We start from the raw sequence: 15,548 nt of genomic DNA on the forward strand, positions 1-15,548 counted from the left end.
CAACCTGTTCATTACCAATTACGCTGTTTGTAATCCTCACCATCCAATTTCCCGTCGCTATTTGCATCGCCATGGGTGCCATCCAACGATGTTAAATAATTAATCTCATGTGCACTTGCGCCAATTTTTTTCATGACTTTTAACTGAAACTCAATGGCTTCTTTCTCCGCAGACTTACCGCCCCATAATTCATAAGCGGGTTTTTCACCATTACCATTATTCTCACCATTAATAGCTGCGTGTTTTTTGTATAAATAAGAATGGTAAGCATCGTGCGCGATAGTTCCCGCACACCAGGTAACAGAATAAAACGCGGTGGTGTCACTCATTTGATAACGAGGCGGCACTTCCCATGCCCGCATCCCGCTTCTTTTATTTTGGGCAATAATCCCAATATGTGAACGGATAAACTCATACTCGGCAGAGGCTTTTCGCTCCAGCAATCCAAGACATGCTTCCACTTGTTTTTTGTACTTCGGAGTTCCTTCAATTTCAATTGCGCTGGCATTCGCACAAGCCAATAACAACAATAAGGAGAGCGCTGCAGTATTTTTCATTTAACTGACCTTGTTTGGATGCTTCGATTAGCGGCGTATTTTTTGCCGGAAAATGCAGGTTACAACGGCATTGTAACTCTGTCCGACGCACTTACCCCATTTGCCTAGCTCCCTAAATGCGATTGGCATTTATATAACCACCGCCCTTCAAAACTCATCGAAACGATATTTAATTATCGTTTATCGATAAAAATATATTGCTATTTGCTAATTTCCGGTTATTATTTGGGCTAACAACAGCCATCCCAAGGGATTTTTTATGGATATCCAACAGCACGAGCGCATTACCCGTATCAAAACACTGAGCCGCTATTTGTATTGGGCATTAACCGGTATCCAGTACCTGCTGTTGCTGCTTTTACCGTTGGTGATTGGCTGGCTCTGGTTTGGCTCCAGGGGGGCGATCACACTCCCAAATCATTCCGTTGATAGTGAGAGCCTGAGCCATCTACAGCGTTGTCTGTTCATGATCCCCATTACTTTGCTTTTCTTGGCATTGTTAAAAGTCACTTATCACCTACGCCAATTAATTTGGCATTTTTCCAGTGGCAATATTTTTAATAAACCTGCAATCGCACATGCTCGCAAGGCATTGAACTATGCACTGGCGATTTACGGCATTTTCATTCTTGCGACTGTCGCCACCTGGATTTATCTGTATACACAAAATAATTATTTTAGATTGACCGTAAGTGGCGATTTTATTTTCGGGATCATTATTTTTGGTTTGATGTATGTATTGCTGTGGGCGCTGGAAATCGGCTGTGACCTTAACGAAGAATCCGAGTTGACGATCTAAGGAGTTTATATGCCCATTATTGTTAATTTGGATGTCGTGCTGGCACAGCGAAAAATGCGTTTGAATACACTGGCCGAGCTGGTCGATATCACCCCGCAAAATCTTTCAGTATTGAAAGCCGGCAGAGCTAAAGCAATACGTTTTGATACGCTGGAAAAAATATGTGCGGTATTGGAATGTCAGCCAGGTGACATTCTGGCGTTCTCAAACGAATCAGCACCCGATACTTAATGTAATTAACCCTTTTCATTACTCTGTTTCATTTTTTCATATTGGCCTGACCTTCTATTGGATGGCTAGGTATTTCTACGCGCAAATTTTGCAAATAAGGCATTTTTTATGAATTGTTTTTTAAAAACAAAGATGATGATCATACTTTTATGCGTCTTCGTTTTGCTGGGATTAATGTCCTGCAACAGCTTACCTGATACCCTCGGCACAGAGGTCTTACATATCGAGAACCAAAAAATAGAAAGTCTTGTGCGCAAACATGAGCAAGCCTCCTACACACTGGTATTTGAAAACGGTTCAAGAAACTGTATTCAGCGTTGGGAAACGCTGTTTAAACAGTTGCCTGATAACGTCAATATATTTGCCTACAATCGCCCAGGATACTGCAAAAGCTCATCTGCAAAATCGATGCGCACCAGCGACAATATAGTGAATGAGCTGCGCCACACTTTACAGCAGCAAGAGGTGAAACCTCCATATATTTTAATCGGTCATTCCCTGGGTGGCCTTTATATGCAGCATTTTGCCCGACAGTATCCAAATGAAGTTAAAGGATTGGTTTTAGTTGACGCTGTTTATCCCGGCCTGCTGAAAAAACCTGAAGAATTTCCTTGGTATGCAAAATTGGGGATGACTACATTCATGTCAGGTGATATGAAGGAGGAACTTTATTTGGCGCATACCAGCGGCGCTACTATCGACTCACTGCCTGCTATTGATCACATGCCTATAGTACGATTATTTAATTACCCTAAAAGGGCAATCGAAGATGGCACCGCCGTATCTGTTGATATGGGCATGGTGAACAAAGATGAAACATTGATTGAAAAAATAAAAGCTATGTACCCGCGCGCGAAAACGGTGGTAGCGGATTCATCTCATCAAATGCAAGAGACGTCACCCGAATTAGTTGTACAAGCCATTCAAGATGTAATGCAAGCAAAGGAGCCATTGCAATGATCTACAGTAAAAATATTTTCCAAAAAATAGTCTTATCGTTCCTGATAATGGCATCGACAACGAGCGCACACACCAATGCACAAACACTGGACGAATTTAAAGCCTCCGTAGAAAGAGCGCGCGTGGAAACCGGTTTAACAGGCTTGGGAGTTGCCATAGTCGATGAAGATGGCCCTGTGTGGGTAGCAGGATTAGGTGAAGCAAACAAAGCGAATCACACTCCGGTCACACCGGATACTATGTTTCGTATTGGCTCGGTATCAAAAATGTTTGCGGCTTTATCGGTGTTGCAATTGGTCGAACAAGGAAAATTACGTTTGGACGATAAACTGAGCGATCTCGCGCCGGAAATTTATTTTGAAAACCAATGGGAAAAAACTGATCCCATCCGCTTGGTACATTTGCTGGAGCACACAACCGGCTGGGATGATGTTCGCTTTTCGGTGTTTGCTCATGACGACCCTGACATCAGCCTGCAAGATGCTCTCGCTTATCACCCTTACAACCGGAAATCCCGCTGGATCCCCGGCACACGGTTTTCCTATAACAATGCAGGCACGGCGATAGCGGCCTATATAGTCCAGAAAGTGAGTGGGCAGTTGTATGAAGACTATGTGCAAATGCATTTTTTTAATCCCCTGCAAATGACCAGCGCGACTTTTTTTGAATCTGATTTGTACAAAAAAAATGGCGCGACGCTTTATTCAGCAGATGGATCAGCACACGATTACTGGAATGTCATTATTCGCCCTGCAGGTTCAGTGAATGTATCCACAGCGGATATGGCGAAATTTTTACAATTTTTAATTGCGCGCGGTGAATACAATCAGCAGCGCTTGGTGAGTGAGCAATCGTTTACTCGCATGGAAACACCCACAACAACCTTGGGCGCTATTGCAGGTACAAAAGCAGGTTATGGCCTGAGTAATTTTACATCGGGTTCTAAAAGTGCTGGCATTGCATTTCACGGTCACGATGGTGGTCTACCGGGCGGTCAATGCCGCTTAGGTTATATACCTGAACTCAAGGTTGGTTACGTACTTAGCGTGAATCAGGATAACTTTCAGGCCATTGAAAGAATTCAAGATCTCATTCGCGCCTATTTGGTAAAAGGCTTCGTTAAAGCAGCACCAACAGCCATTGAGTTGCCAGAAAAATTTAAACAACTTTCCGGCTACTATATTCCCATCAATCCGCGCTCAGAACCGTTTAAATTAATGTTGGAGTTGACCGGTGCAATGCGTATTACGGTAAGCGATAACCAGTTGCACCGCATGCCAGTATTCGGTGGCTGGCCTGCGCCCAGTAATGATTACGCAATAAGTGAAAACTTACTTGTGAGCAATTACACAGGCTTGCCAACCATTGCGATAGTGAACGACCCGCTTGCGGGTGAAGTTGTTGAAGTTTCTGATGGACCCAGCTTAAAACGGGTATCCGCTTTTTGGTTATTCGGTATTTTAGGTTTAATGAGCTTAACGCTGCTATTAAGTGTAACCAGTCTATTATTCGCACTCGTTTGGCTTACTCGATTAATGTTCGGAAAACTATCGCGCGGTACAACTATCAGTATCCGCTTATGGCCGTTAGTGACCAGCCTCACCCCTATCATTGTTGTCAGTGCGATTTTCTTATTCGCCACAATGAAAACAATGGGAACATTTTCTCCCATCACATTCACTATTTTTATAGGTAGTAGCATTTATCCACTGCTAGCTATTTATAGTCTGATCAATGTTTATAAACACCGCCGCGAAAAGCTAAACCCAGTGATGTATTGGCACTCTGCGATATTAAGTGCGTGCCACCTAGGCATGGCTATTATCCTTGCACAATACGGAATGCTGATGATGAGACTTTGGGTGTGAACTGAAAGGAGCTAATCAGTTAATGGCCACTTTACGAATATACTCACCCGTTGTGAGCGGATGGTCATAGCTACAGCGAATTTAATAACAAAGAGTTTAACTACAGAGAACTTTATGGGTTGCCATTTTTGCCTTAAAAAAGGCAACCCATAAATGCATTATTCACCTTGCCAGAAGTTGGTAAATCTTCCTGCACGATATTTTATTTCAGAGAAATTCACAGTGAACCTATCCGCCATCGGTGTTTGGGCAGTAAACCCTACGTGTACAGGTACCGTTGTTTTCAATTCAAAGTGGCGAATAAAATTCCACTCTTTTCCATCTTGCGATGTATAGAAAATATAAGAAGAATCATATCTGACAATTTTCAGATACTGGTGACTGGTATCTCTGGTGCCGTGATAGGCATCGTCCCCACTGCCCTTTGATACTGTTGTCGCTATACCAATTTTTCCTGATTTAAAACGTTCAAACAGCAGTTTCCCCCAATGTTTGGAATCCGCATAAACGATTAACGCACCGCCATCGTAAGGTGTTTCACCGAATACCGCTGAAACCTTGGCAGAAAAAATGAAATCTCCTTCAGGCATAAACAATAACCGCGGCGTATTATCTGCGTTTTTTGCTCCTGTCGTATTGGTGAATAAGTCAGATCCTTTTAGCGCCAGAATATCGATCTGCTCCCCTTTTACCTTCACCTCACCAAACTGGTTATCTGCATGCATTTCATACGGCACAGATTTTAGGGTAATGGGGGTTTTATTTTGTTTATCCTCCGCAAAAGTGGAAGCGGATAGTAAACATGCACTTAACAATAAAATACTGCATTTAAAATTGTTCATAAGTTCCCTGTATAGTTATGGTTTTTAATAGAATTTCACCTTTCCAACAAATTAGCCTGATTGATTTATGCGTTGCCTTCCCCATTTACTGGAAGCAAAAATAAATCCACATAAGCCAATCATAATTGCAACATCCGCCACATTAAATACACCTGTTTTTAAAGAGCCTATTTGCAGCAACATAAAATCAACTACTCGCCCATCATTCAAAGCGCGATCGTACAAATTACCAAAACCACCAGAAAGTATAAGCAACCCTATTGTAAAGTTAACTTTATTCATCGGCTTTACTAAAACATAGATCAACCCACCCACCAGCACCACGCCCACTAAAAACGTGAAAATCATGAACCTGATATTTTCAGGCAAATAAGCTCCCAGGCTCAGCATAGCGCCCGTATTTTCATGATAGGTGAGACTAAAGAAGCCATTTAAAAATGTTAACGGTTCCTGACCTTTAAGAAAAATTACCGCTTGCTGCTTGGTGTAACGATCACACCCAACCAGAGGTAAGAAAACCAACAATATAAGTAGCAGCTTATGTTTCATATAAACTCAATTTTTGTATATGGGTACCAACGGAAATTACTGGATATTACACCACTACGTTTGGGATCGCCTTTTCAAAATCGCTATTAACCGAAGACGGGTTGGCAAGCTATTTCTGTTTTGACTGAAGACGCAATAAAGCATTCTGAATGCGCTGTTTCATGCATGGCAGCGATAACATCATGGGTGGGAATATGTTGGCCGGAAAATGTAACCTCGGGCTTTAGGGTTACGGATAACATGGCAACTTTTCCCTCTGTATTTTTCCCCATAATACCGGATGACTCGTCAGTATAGGACTCAACAGCAAAACCCTTTTTTGCCGCTATCGATAAAAACCACAGCATATGGCAACTTGAAATTGAGGCCACAAATGCCTCTTCCGGATCTACCGCATTTTCAATCGAAAATGGCAATGGAACCACATGAGGCGAGCTGGATGCTCTTACCTCAACACCACCATCAAAAATCCATAGATGCTCACGGCTGTACTTTCCATTCTGGAAAACAGTACCGTCACTGTTCCATACAATTTTTGCAAAATATTGATTACTCACTCATAAATTCCTTAATGCTGTGCGACAATTCAGTCATTGCCCATATTAAAATTTGCCACTAGTTCACGCTGTGGCAACGAATAAATATTTATCTGATAAGGGCCAGCTACAGCAGGATGATTCAACCGATAGAATTGCGGATAGACGAGAGGCGATATCAGTTCCAAATCTGATGGCTGCCCCAACTCTATTCCCTGCACTGCCACCACGATTCCATCAACCACGACTTCAGCCATTAAATCACTAAAACCAGTCACTGGCTGTACTACATCAGGCGCAGAATAATTTCGGCTACCCAACAATTTATGCTTGCCTAGCTCAATTTGCAGACCATACTCAACCCATTCATTGTTTTTCACTGAATGAGTACTAGCAGCCGGCTTTTTCGAGGTAGCAGGTGTAGAGCGAGAATAATTCCAGCTTTTTTTGAAAACGCTATTGGTTTTACTAGCGCGAACATATATCCCATCATAGATTTGATCATTAAATGCATTATAAGCATGAGGATTTTTCACCAACCCCGTCAGATCGATGAGCTCCGCAGTCACTGTATATACTTTGCCAGTAAGTTGAGTCTCATCTAGCTGAATGCGTTGTTTACCGTCAAATTCCGGCAGTGCGTTATTATTTAAAAACCAACGAATACTAGTTAAACGGGGATCAAAAGATTTTTCCAACCATATTAGATTCATACCATTTTTTTGCTCGCTTTTTAGAGACTCTAACAACCCAAGCCCAGCGTAATTTGCCAATACCCACGTCTCTTTATCTACTGCGCTCATGGGCTGCAGGAAATGCAGCATAAGTGTTGCGTTAGCAGGCCGAAAGTATTTATCAGCGCAAAAGTAGGCTCCCTTGAAAACGCCAATTTCATCGTCAGAACTCGCGATAGCGGAATAGCCGGGAATATGTATTTCACTGTTAACCCAATGCTTCCACTGAATATTGGCAATCGATCCATTAAAAATGATTTCTATGTTGGGGTAAGATTTAGCACTGTATTCATAATTACAATCTTCTGCGTACTCATCGCCCAATCGCGCATGCTTATGTGCAAGCTCATGAAGCAAAACACCTCCTCCGTCTTGCAAATTCATCGTAATATGATTTACCGCATTTGCGCGAAACTGCTCACTGTCCAGAACAACAATTCCGCTATACCGTGAAAGAAAATCACCAACATATTGCCAATAGTATTCAGGGTCTGCCGAGCCTTGCCCGCCATACATTTTTATTTTTCTTTCTGCCGCCACATTGATCACGGCAAAATTCCAATAGTTTGGTTGCGTAGAACCTATTAATTCACGAAGAAATGGAATGGCCTCTGATTTTATCCACGTTTGATAATTGGGATCAGTCACTGTGTTTGTTCTGACTAGCACATAAAGAGCCCCTATAGAGTTTTCAGAGCCCATGTAATAAGTCAAGTCGCCTTTTTCAATCGCAACCCAAAGGGAACCTTCAGCCAACAGAGAATCATTCTCCAGATCTCTCAGTGCGATGGAAAACAATCCAGCCTTTTCAACATCGGGTATTTCAAACAGAATTTCGGAATTCTTAATTTCAAAAGGAATGTTCACTCCATCAAATGACAGATAGGCATTTTTTCCTATCAACAAAGATTCACCAGTATCAGGATGAATGGGAAACGGAAGCTGTACTTTTTGATGCAGGGTGAAGACTTGGTCTGCAATACCATTCCATTTTGCGTATCTATCTTCCACAGGGGAAACATTGATAATGACTTTTATTTTCTGGCTATTAGACCCGGAAACATTATTAAAATAATAGAAAGTATCTACGCCAAAAAAATCCGGTTTTGACCGGTAGGAAATTTTCTTATCGTGGTGCAATGGAATTAATTGAGCACCTCCATCGCTATACTGATTTTTGTGGGGCTCCCAATTGGCTTGTTCTATTCTAAAATCACTATCAATATCAATTACCATCGACGTATCTTCATCAATATGAAAAACACGTTCGGTAATTGCGGCGGCAGAGCTGATTACTGATGAGCTTGAGGACTTACTTGCAGACGTTACGCTTGCAGATGATTGGCTGCTTGAGACTACGGCCGCTTTACTACCGGGAGACGGCGAGGGATTGGCTGCACCGCCACCACCTCCACACCCTAAAAAAAATAGACACACGAAAAACGCAAGGCAATGCTTGACCACAGAATATCCCTCTTTCTTTTAATTAGATGCTTTTTTGGCACTTAAACCACCGTTGCCTATCTCAGGCAGGCCGATGTTTTACTAATTAAAACCCATCCATTGGTGATATACCACTTGGGTGACCAACAATCCCGAGCAAAATAATGTAAATCCGCCCCGGCAGAAAACAGGATTAGCCGGGGCTCGCAAACCAGGAAAGCTAAAGAAAGGAATTATTCGTTAATACACATCGCGCAAATAGCGTTTATCCATATTTAATTTGCGGATGTAGTTGACGGTTTCTGCTTCATCGAAATTGCCGTATTGCTGGATAATATCGCGCAGTGCCTGATCTACATCTTTGGCCATGCGGCTGGCATCGCCGCATACACAAAAATAAGCGCCCTGCTCTAACCATTCCCACAATTCTGCGGCGCGTTCGCGCATACGGTCTTGCACGTAAATTTTTTGTGTTTGATCGCGCGAGAACGCAAGGCTTAATTCATTCAGCACGCCGTCTTTTTGGAATTGCTGGATTTCATCCTGATAATAAAAATCGGTGGCAGCGTGTTGCTCCCCAAAGAACAACCAATTTTTTCCGGCATCACCACGAGCCTGGCGCTCTTGTAAAAAACCGCGAAAAGGTGCGATACCGGTGCCGGGGCCGACCATGATTAACGGTGTATCGCCATTTTCCGGCACGTGAAAATGTTTGCTTGGCTGAACGAAAATAGGCACATCACTATTGGCAGCACGATCCGCAAGGAAAGTAGAGGCAACACCTTTGCGGATTTTTTTGCTATCGCGGAAACGTGTATAGCGCACAGCAGATACTGTTAAATCAATTCGGTTCGGCTGCGCTTTGGAACTGGATGCGATTGAATATAAACGCGGCTGGATGCGTTTTAATACCGCGATAAATTCTTCCACACTCGCACGCACAGGAAATTCTTGCAAAATATCGACAAGCTGGCGGCCGTAAAGCCAATCCTGTAATTCCTTTTTATGCTCTGCATCCAACAAGGTTTTTAATTCTTGGCTATTGGCACGCTCGGCAATGAATTGCAGCGCTTCCAAACTCGGGCGACAGATTTCGTAGTTGTCGATCAGTGCGTTATGCAAGGGTTTTTCATGCGTATCCACTACCACTGGTGCATCCGCATTAATATTTAATGCCTTCTCCAATTCGTATACATAATCCGGGCAGTTTTTTGGCCACACACCAAGTGCATCGCCCGCCTCATACGTAATGCCGGAATCGCCCAGATCAAAACCGAATTGGCGAACATCTTTTCCTGAACCTTCACCGCTTAAACGGTTATTCACCGTCAAACGCGCCACATAGGGATTCGCTTTGGTAAAACCGGATACAGCAGATGTAGTAGACCCAGATGTGGTAGGCATAGACGATGAAGTACTCGCAGAATCACCTGTAGAACGGCTGGCAGCTCCCGATGTGACAATATGCGGAGCCAAATGTTCTTTCAGCTTAGCAAACCATTCACTCGCCGGGGCTTCAAAATCGGTATCGCAATCGACTCGCTCTACTAATGCGGTTGCGCCCAAGGCTTGCAAGCGCGCAAATAATTTTTTTCCGTGGCCGCAGAACTTATCATAGTTGGAATCGCCCAGCGCCAGCAACGCAAAGTGCAATTGGTTTAAAGCCGGTGCGGAATCACTATTTAATTGATTCCAAAAATCGCCGCCGTTATCGGGCGCATCGCCATCGCCGAAGGTGCTGGTGACAAATAGCACATACTTATCCTGCGCAAGTTTATCAACTGAATAGTCATTCATGGATTGGACATTCACCGCCCACCCCTGCGCCGATAATTGCGGCGCAAATTGTTGAGCGAGGCTTTCGGCGTTGCCGGTTTGCGATGCCCACAAGAGCGTGAGTGCCGGTTTATTTGCAGCAGGTACAGCACTCACCCCCATGGGCAATACACGCGAAAACATTCCCGCGAGTAAACCATTTACCCACGCGCGATATTCAGCGCTGATAGGTGCATCGGCAGGCAATGCAGGCACCGCTTGAATTAACGCAGCACTCGCCTGCAAGCCACCCACAAATCCGGACAGATAATTTTTTTCATCAAGGGAAAATGATGGCGCAACCGCATTCGCCACACCGATTTTTTCAGCAAACATATTAATCAAACCCGTAGCAGTTGCCTCAGCCACGGGCGCAAAGGCAACCGCTGCAGGCAATTCATAATCGTAATCGTGAGCATCGGAATGTTCGGCAGAGTGCATTGCGGGGTCAGCAAGACTGTCTTCTGCAAATACCTCAACGCGTTTGAGTGCAACCGCAGCGACTTTTAATTCCGGCTGCTGCGATATGGCATCGACTTTGTCGCTGGTGACGGCATTGATGCACAGGTTATCGCCATAGACATCGTTCCAATGAATGGGCGCAAAACAGCAACCGGGCAAGACGCGATCCGTGACTAGCGCAGGCAAAATGGCATAACCGCGGCGCGAGCGAATTTCTACTTTGTCTTTATTTTTGATGCTCAATTCAAGCGCATCTTGCGGATTGATTTCCACAAAGGCGCCGGGATTTAATTTATTGAGCGTGGGAATTTTTCCGGTTTTGGTGAGCGTGTGCCACTGGTGTTGCACGCGACCAGTGTTGAGTACCATCGGAAAATCAGCACTGGGCATTTCTGCCGGATTTACATGGGGGCGCGCATGGAAAATCGCCTTGCCGGATTCGGTGGCAAATTGCAGCAGCGGCTTGCTGCCATCGCTGTGGATTTTCAATGGCTGGTTGATACCAGTATTTAAATAGCGGATCGGATTGCGTGTGGATTCATCATTAGCGCACGGCCATTGCAAAGGTGCTTTGCGCAAACGTTCGTAGCTCACGCCGCGCAAATCGTATCCGGTTTTGGGGTTGTAACTTTGTTTGATTTCATCAAAAACATCGGATGCGGAATTAAAATTAAATCCTTCACTAAAACCCATTTCCCGCGCAACACGCGCAACAATTTCCCAATCGGCCATCGCCTCACCCGGTGGTGAAACTGCCTCTTGCATCAGGGTGATATTGCGCTCGGAATTGATCATCACCCCTTCCGCTTCGGCCCACAACGCACCGGGCAATAACACATCGGCATAGCGATTGGTTTCGGTATCAAGGAAAGCATCTTGTGCGATTACAAGCTCCGCCTTCTGCAAACCCTCAATCACTATTTTGCGGTTGGGAACCGAGGCAACCGGATTGGTGCAAATAATCCAGCAGGCTTTAATCTCGCCCGCGGCCATGCGCTCAAACATATCCACCGTACCTTTTCCTAATTTGGTACTGATGGAACCCTGCGGAATGCCCCACAGGTTTTCAATAAATTCGCGGTCTTGCTCAACCACCAACGCGCGCTGGCCGGGAAGCCCCGGCCCCATGTAGCCCATCTCGCGCCCGCCCATGGCATTGGGCTGTCCAGTCAGTGAAAAAGGCCCGCTGCCCAAGCGGCAAATTTTTCCGGTCGCCAAATGCAAATTGCAAATGGCGTTGGTGTTCCAGGTGCCGTGCGTGCTTTGGTTTAACCCCATAGTCCAGCAAGTCATAAACTCGGGCGCTGCGCCAATCATTTCAGCGGTGCGGATAATCGCTTCAACCGAAAGCCCAGTTATTTCGCTAACATTTTCCGGTGTGTAGTCGGCTAAAAATTCAGGAAAACTTTCCCAGCCTTGGGTGTATTTTTGAATAAATTCGGCATCGGTTTTGCCATTGTTGTGCAGCAAAAATAACAGGCCATTTAAGAGCGCAAGGTCAGTGCCGGGTTTGATGGGCAAGAACAGATCGGCTTTGTCGGCCGTGGTGGTACGGCGCGGGTCGGCGACAATTAATTTTGCACCGGCTTTGACGCGATCCATCATGCGCAAATACAAAATCGGGTGGCAGTCGGCCATGTTCGCGCCGATCACAAAAAATAAATCGGTGTGATCAAAATCCTGATAAGAGCCGGGTGGCGCATCGGAGCCTAACGACAATTTATAGCCCGCACCCGCACTCGCCATACATAAACGCGAATTGGATTCGATATTGTTGGTGCGCACAAAACCCTTGCAGAGTTTGTTGACCAGATATTGCGATTCGATGGACATCTGCCCAGAGACATAAAAGCTGAGCGCGTCGGGGCCGTATTGGTCGAGGATTTCACGCAGGCGCTTGGCGGTGTAACTGATCGCCTGTGCCATAGGGGTTTTCACCGGATCACGCTGACGTTCACTGCGCACAAACGCAGATTCCATCCGGCCGGAATTGGTGAGCGCCTGGGCGCTGGTTTGGCCTTTGGTACACAGGCGGCCGAAATTGGACGGATGGTTTTTATCGCCGGTGACCTTGATGACTTTTTTACCGTCGGTTTCCAGCACCATGCCGCAGCCAACACCGCAGTAGGGGCACACGGAGCGGACAAATTTATGTTCAGTTTTTGGAAGGGATTCAGACATAGGGTTGCAACTCCTCATTGGGAGAGGTTTTGCAAGCGTTATGCCAGCCTCCTGATACTGCTTAACAGGGTATCGCCTATGGCAACGCCACTCGCCAAAAAGCCGTTAATAGTTATAAAAATCAATAAGTTAAAAACACACATTTTCAGTCAGGCTATTTCCCATCCAAAGTACCGCCACACCAAAAGGCACCACCAATGAACACATCAAAAATCAAACCTCAAAATTGGCACTGTTTTAGAACACTTAAAACAACAAGCCATCGCTTCATAATCACCAAAACAGGACACAGGCGCACCACAAAAAAGCAGCTCTCATCAATACTATTTCCCGTTATCCGCAGGGGTCACAAAAGAACAGCGCGCGCCAGCACCGGGGGTGAATTTAGTCAGGAACTGTAATGCTTCGGCAAAACATCCGAAATCGTCCTAAAATCAACTATATTCAATGACATAGTTATAACCACCGATTACACAAGTGGCGCATGAATGAGCATCGACCCACAAATTGAACAGCTACTCAAACGGCTTATTGTGCCTAATCAGGATTTGGCGCAGCTGGGTTTTTGCGGTGGTAATAAAGAGACCCACGTAAAAGCCTGGCTGCAAACCTTACCCCTGACCCAGGCACAACAAGTCAGTGGCGCACTCTATGGGGCGATACATGAAGTCAGCCGCGTGCGCATGGGCAGCGAGCAGCGCCTGGCGATCCTGGAGCTGTTGCGTGTACCTATCCACCAAACACTCAATGGCCTCGCACTCAAGTATTTGAACCAACCACTGATACTGCCTGAAGCGGCGATGAAAACCGCTACCGTAGCCCAGGCGATCCAAAAACATTTTCTCAATAGCTATCTGATGCTGGTGCGCGAGCTGTGCACTGCTCCGGCGATAAAAGACAAACAGGAACTGCAAGCGCTGGTTATCCATAGGGCGATGACTGCCATCGGCTTGTTGATGCTGCGCTCTTATCAACTGTATTTGCCTATCGCGAGCCAATTATGGGCCGAGCTTCATGCGCTGCATCAAATCGCCTGTTTACTGGACGTGGAGCAACTGCCTGTTGAAGACCGGTTGCCACATCACCAAGGGCTGAAAACGATTCATGCGGTGTATTTGCGCTGCCTTTTATTGGCCACCGCACGTCCAAACCAATTGCGTCAGGATGAGATTGAAAGCACCTACAACCTTCTGGAATATTTTGCGCCCGCAGCAGAATTGGTTGACTACGAGGCGACCGGTAAGGAAAACCTGTTTGTGGTACTGACGGACAGCAACCGCCCGCCGTTTTACAAATCCCACTGGCGGCCTGCCAATAATCCCACCGGGCAACCGCTGCAAGAGATTCGTACCAGCAATTTGGTCAATAAACTGCAAGACCAACAAAAAGCAGGGGCTGAGCCTGCCGACGGACAAACGCTGCGCAACCATTTGAACCTCTCGGCGGCACTGACCAAACATCTGGCGCAGGTGTGGAGCCATTTGGCACTGCGCAGCTTTGAACGGCAGGATGTCAGCGCCGAAATTGAAGTGACCGTCGGCCTGACTAATATCCATTTTTATCTGGCAGGCGAACAGCCATTCAATATCTTTCTCAACCAAAGTTCGGCGATTAGCGGCATTCCGGAAAAAGGTGCCCTCTATCAAAAACGCGGCGTACAGTTAAAACCCGATAACACCAAAAAAGCGGACGACCCTTGGGGCGATGCCTTCGATATTACCGGTACCGCATTGGATGGCCGCGCCTTACCCACATTCAACATTGAAAAGAAGATCAAATCCCAGGAAGTTGAGAGCTATCAAGGGCAACATCCGATTTACACAGTGCCTTTAATGGATCGCAGCGCAGGCGGTTACGGCCTGGAATGGCGCAACGAAATACCGGTACAGGTGCGCGCCGGGGAACTGCTCGGGTTGCGTGAATACGGGCGCAACAAATGGTCTATCGGCGTGGTGCGCTGGGCACATCAAATCAAGGGCGCAACGCAACTGGGTATTCAGATACTCGCACCGCAGGCATTGCCGGTGGGCTTGGCTGTGGTGCACAAAACTGGAGGCTTTGCAGAGTATTTGCGCGCATTACAAATTCCTGAGCTGCGCGCCATCAACCAGCCCCCCAGCCTGATTACTAATGCCATCTCATTCCATGAATACAGCAAAGCGCGGCTTTATGCACAAGCACAACCGGGGGTCAGCTACGAGGGGGACAAATCCATCCAATTAACCCAGCGGCTATTTGCTACCGGCTCCTTCAGCCAATTTGGCTTCCGCGAGTTGGCAACAGCCAAGCCTGAATCCAAAACCAGTAAGGACGATTTTGATTCAGTCTGGGAGTAATTTAGGCAACCACTTGTGAACCAGGGCACAAAACCCTCGACCAGATCGCATAAATGGTATGACAAGTTGAGTGAACCTTGGGATTCAGTAATATAACCCGCATCCGGCTCGGTTAATCAAACCACCACGCCAACGCAAGCAGTTGGCGACACAAGGCTGGCTTTTTTGGATTACTGGCAGGTTTTGGGTGCCCATCAGCACATAAGTTGACTAAAAAGTTGCTGCAAACCCACCC

11 protein-coding genes are annotated in these 15,548 nt (G+C 45.8%); 5 read left to right on the plus strand and 6 right to left on the minus strand.

All coding sequences use genetic code 11. The features are described 5' to 3' along the window. Positions 1-11 precede the first annotated feature (11 nt). Complete coding sequence (locus tag VC28_RS10960) at positions 12-557, minus strand: hypothetical protein (protein ID WP_049630670.1); 546 nt, start codon at positions 555-557, stop codon at positions 12-14. A 259-nt stretch (positions 558-816) separates the two neighbouring features. On the opposite strand from VC28_RS10960, the gene VC28_RS10965 reads away from it, so the two are divergent. The 4 genes from VC28_RS10965 to VC28_RS10980 all read left to right on the plus strand — a co-directional run bounded on the left by VC28_RS10965 (position 817) and on the right by VC28_RS10980 (position 4,415). Then, positions 817-1,356: a DUF2975 domain-containing protein gene (locus VC28_RS10965; protein ID WP_049630671.1), complete on the plus strand. Its 540-nt coding sequence runs from the start codon at positions 817-819 to the stop codon at positions 1,354-1,356. 9 nt (positions 1,357-1,365) lie between these two features. Beyond that, complete coding sequence (locus tag VC28_RS10970) at positions 1,366-1,587, plus strand: helix-turn-helix domain-containing protein (RefSeq protein ID WP_049630672.1); 222 nt, start codon at positions 1,366-1,368, stop codon at positions 1,585-1,587. A 108-nt stretch (positions 1,588-1,695) separates the two neighbouring features. Further along, positions 1,696-2,547, plus strand: a complete 852-nt coding sequence (locus tag VC28_RS10975; protein WP_049630673.1) for an alpha/beta fold hydrolase — start codon at positions 1,696-1,698, stop codon at positions 2,545-2,547. Continuing rightward, positions 2,544-4,415, plus strand: coding sequence for a serine hydrolase domain-containing protein (locus VC28_RS10980; protein WP_049630674.1), 1,872 nt, complete (start codon positions 2,544-2,546; stop codon positions 4,413-4,415). The genes VC28_RS10975 and VC28_RS10980 overlap by 4 nt, the downstream gene beginning before the upstream one ends. Positions 4,416-4,573: 158 nt before the next feature. Here VC28_RS10980 and VC28_RS10985 read toward each other — a convergent pair whose 3' ends face one another. The 5 genes from VC28_RS10985 to VC28_RS11005 all read right to left on the minus strand — a co-directional run bounded on the left by VC28_RS10985 (position 4,574) and on the right by VC28_RS11005 (position 12,977). Beyond that, positions 4,574-5,257 carry a DUF1349 domain-containing protein gene (locus tag VC28_RS10985; protein WP_049630675.1) on the minus strand — a complete coding sequence of 228 codons (684 nt, stop codon included), beginning with the start codon at positions 5,255-5,257 and terminating at the stop codon, positions 4,574-4,576. Positions 5,258-5,308: 51 nt separating this feature from the next. Continuing rightward, complete coding sequence (lspA, locus tag VC28_RS10990; RefSeq protein ID WP_049630676.1) at positions 5,309-5,806, minus strand: signal peptidase II; 498 nt, start codon at positions 5,804-5,806, stop codon at positions 5,309-5,311. 86 nt (positions 5,807-5,892) lie between these two features. Further along, complete coding sequence (locus VC28_RS10995) at positions 5,893-6,363, minus strand: OsmC family protein (protein ID WP_049630677.1); 471 nt, start codon at positions 6,361-6,363, stop codon at positions 5,893-5,895. 29 nt (positions 6,364-6,392) lie between these two features. Beyond that, positions 6,393-8,540 (minus strand): M64 family metallopeptidase, encoded by a 2,148-nt coding sequence (locus VC28_RS11000; protein ID WP_156184321.1) that lies wholly within the window; start codon positions 8,538-8,540, stop codon positions 6,393-6,395. Positions 8,541-8,759: 219 nt separating this feature from the next. Then, positions 8,760-12,977, minus strand: coding sequence for a bifunctional nitrate reductase/sulfite reductase flavoprotein subunit alpha (locus tag VC28_RS11005; RefSeq protein ID WP_049630679.1), 4,218 nt, complete (start codon positions 12,975-12,977; stop codon positions 8,760-8,762). 488 nt (positions 12,978-13,465) lie between these two features. On the opposite strand from VC28_RS11005, the gene VC28_RS11010 reads away from it, so the two are divergent. Next, entirely contained in the window at positions 13,466-15,313 is a 1,848-nt protein-coding gene (locus VC28_RS11010) for a hypothetical protein (protein ID WP_049630680.1), read from the plus strand. Positions 15,314-15,548: the final 235 nt, after the last annotated feature.

It is taken from the genome of Cellvibrio sp. pealriver (assembly GCF_001183545.1).
In the GTDB taxonomy this organism is placed as follows: Bacteria; Pseudomonadota; Gammaproteobacteria; order Pseudomonadales; family Cellvibrionaceae; genus Cellvibrio.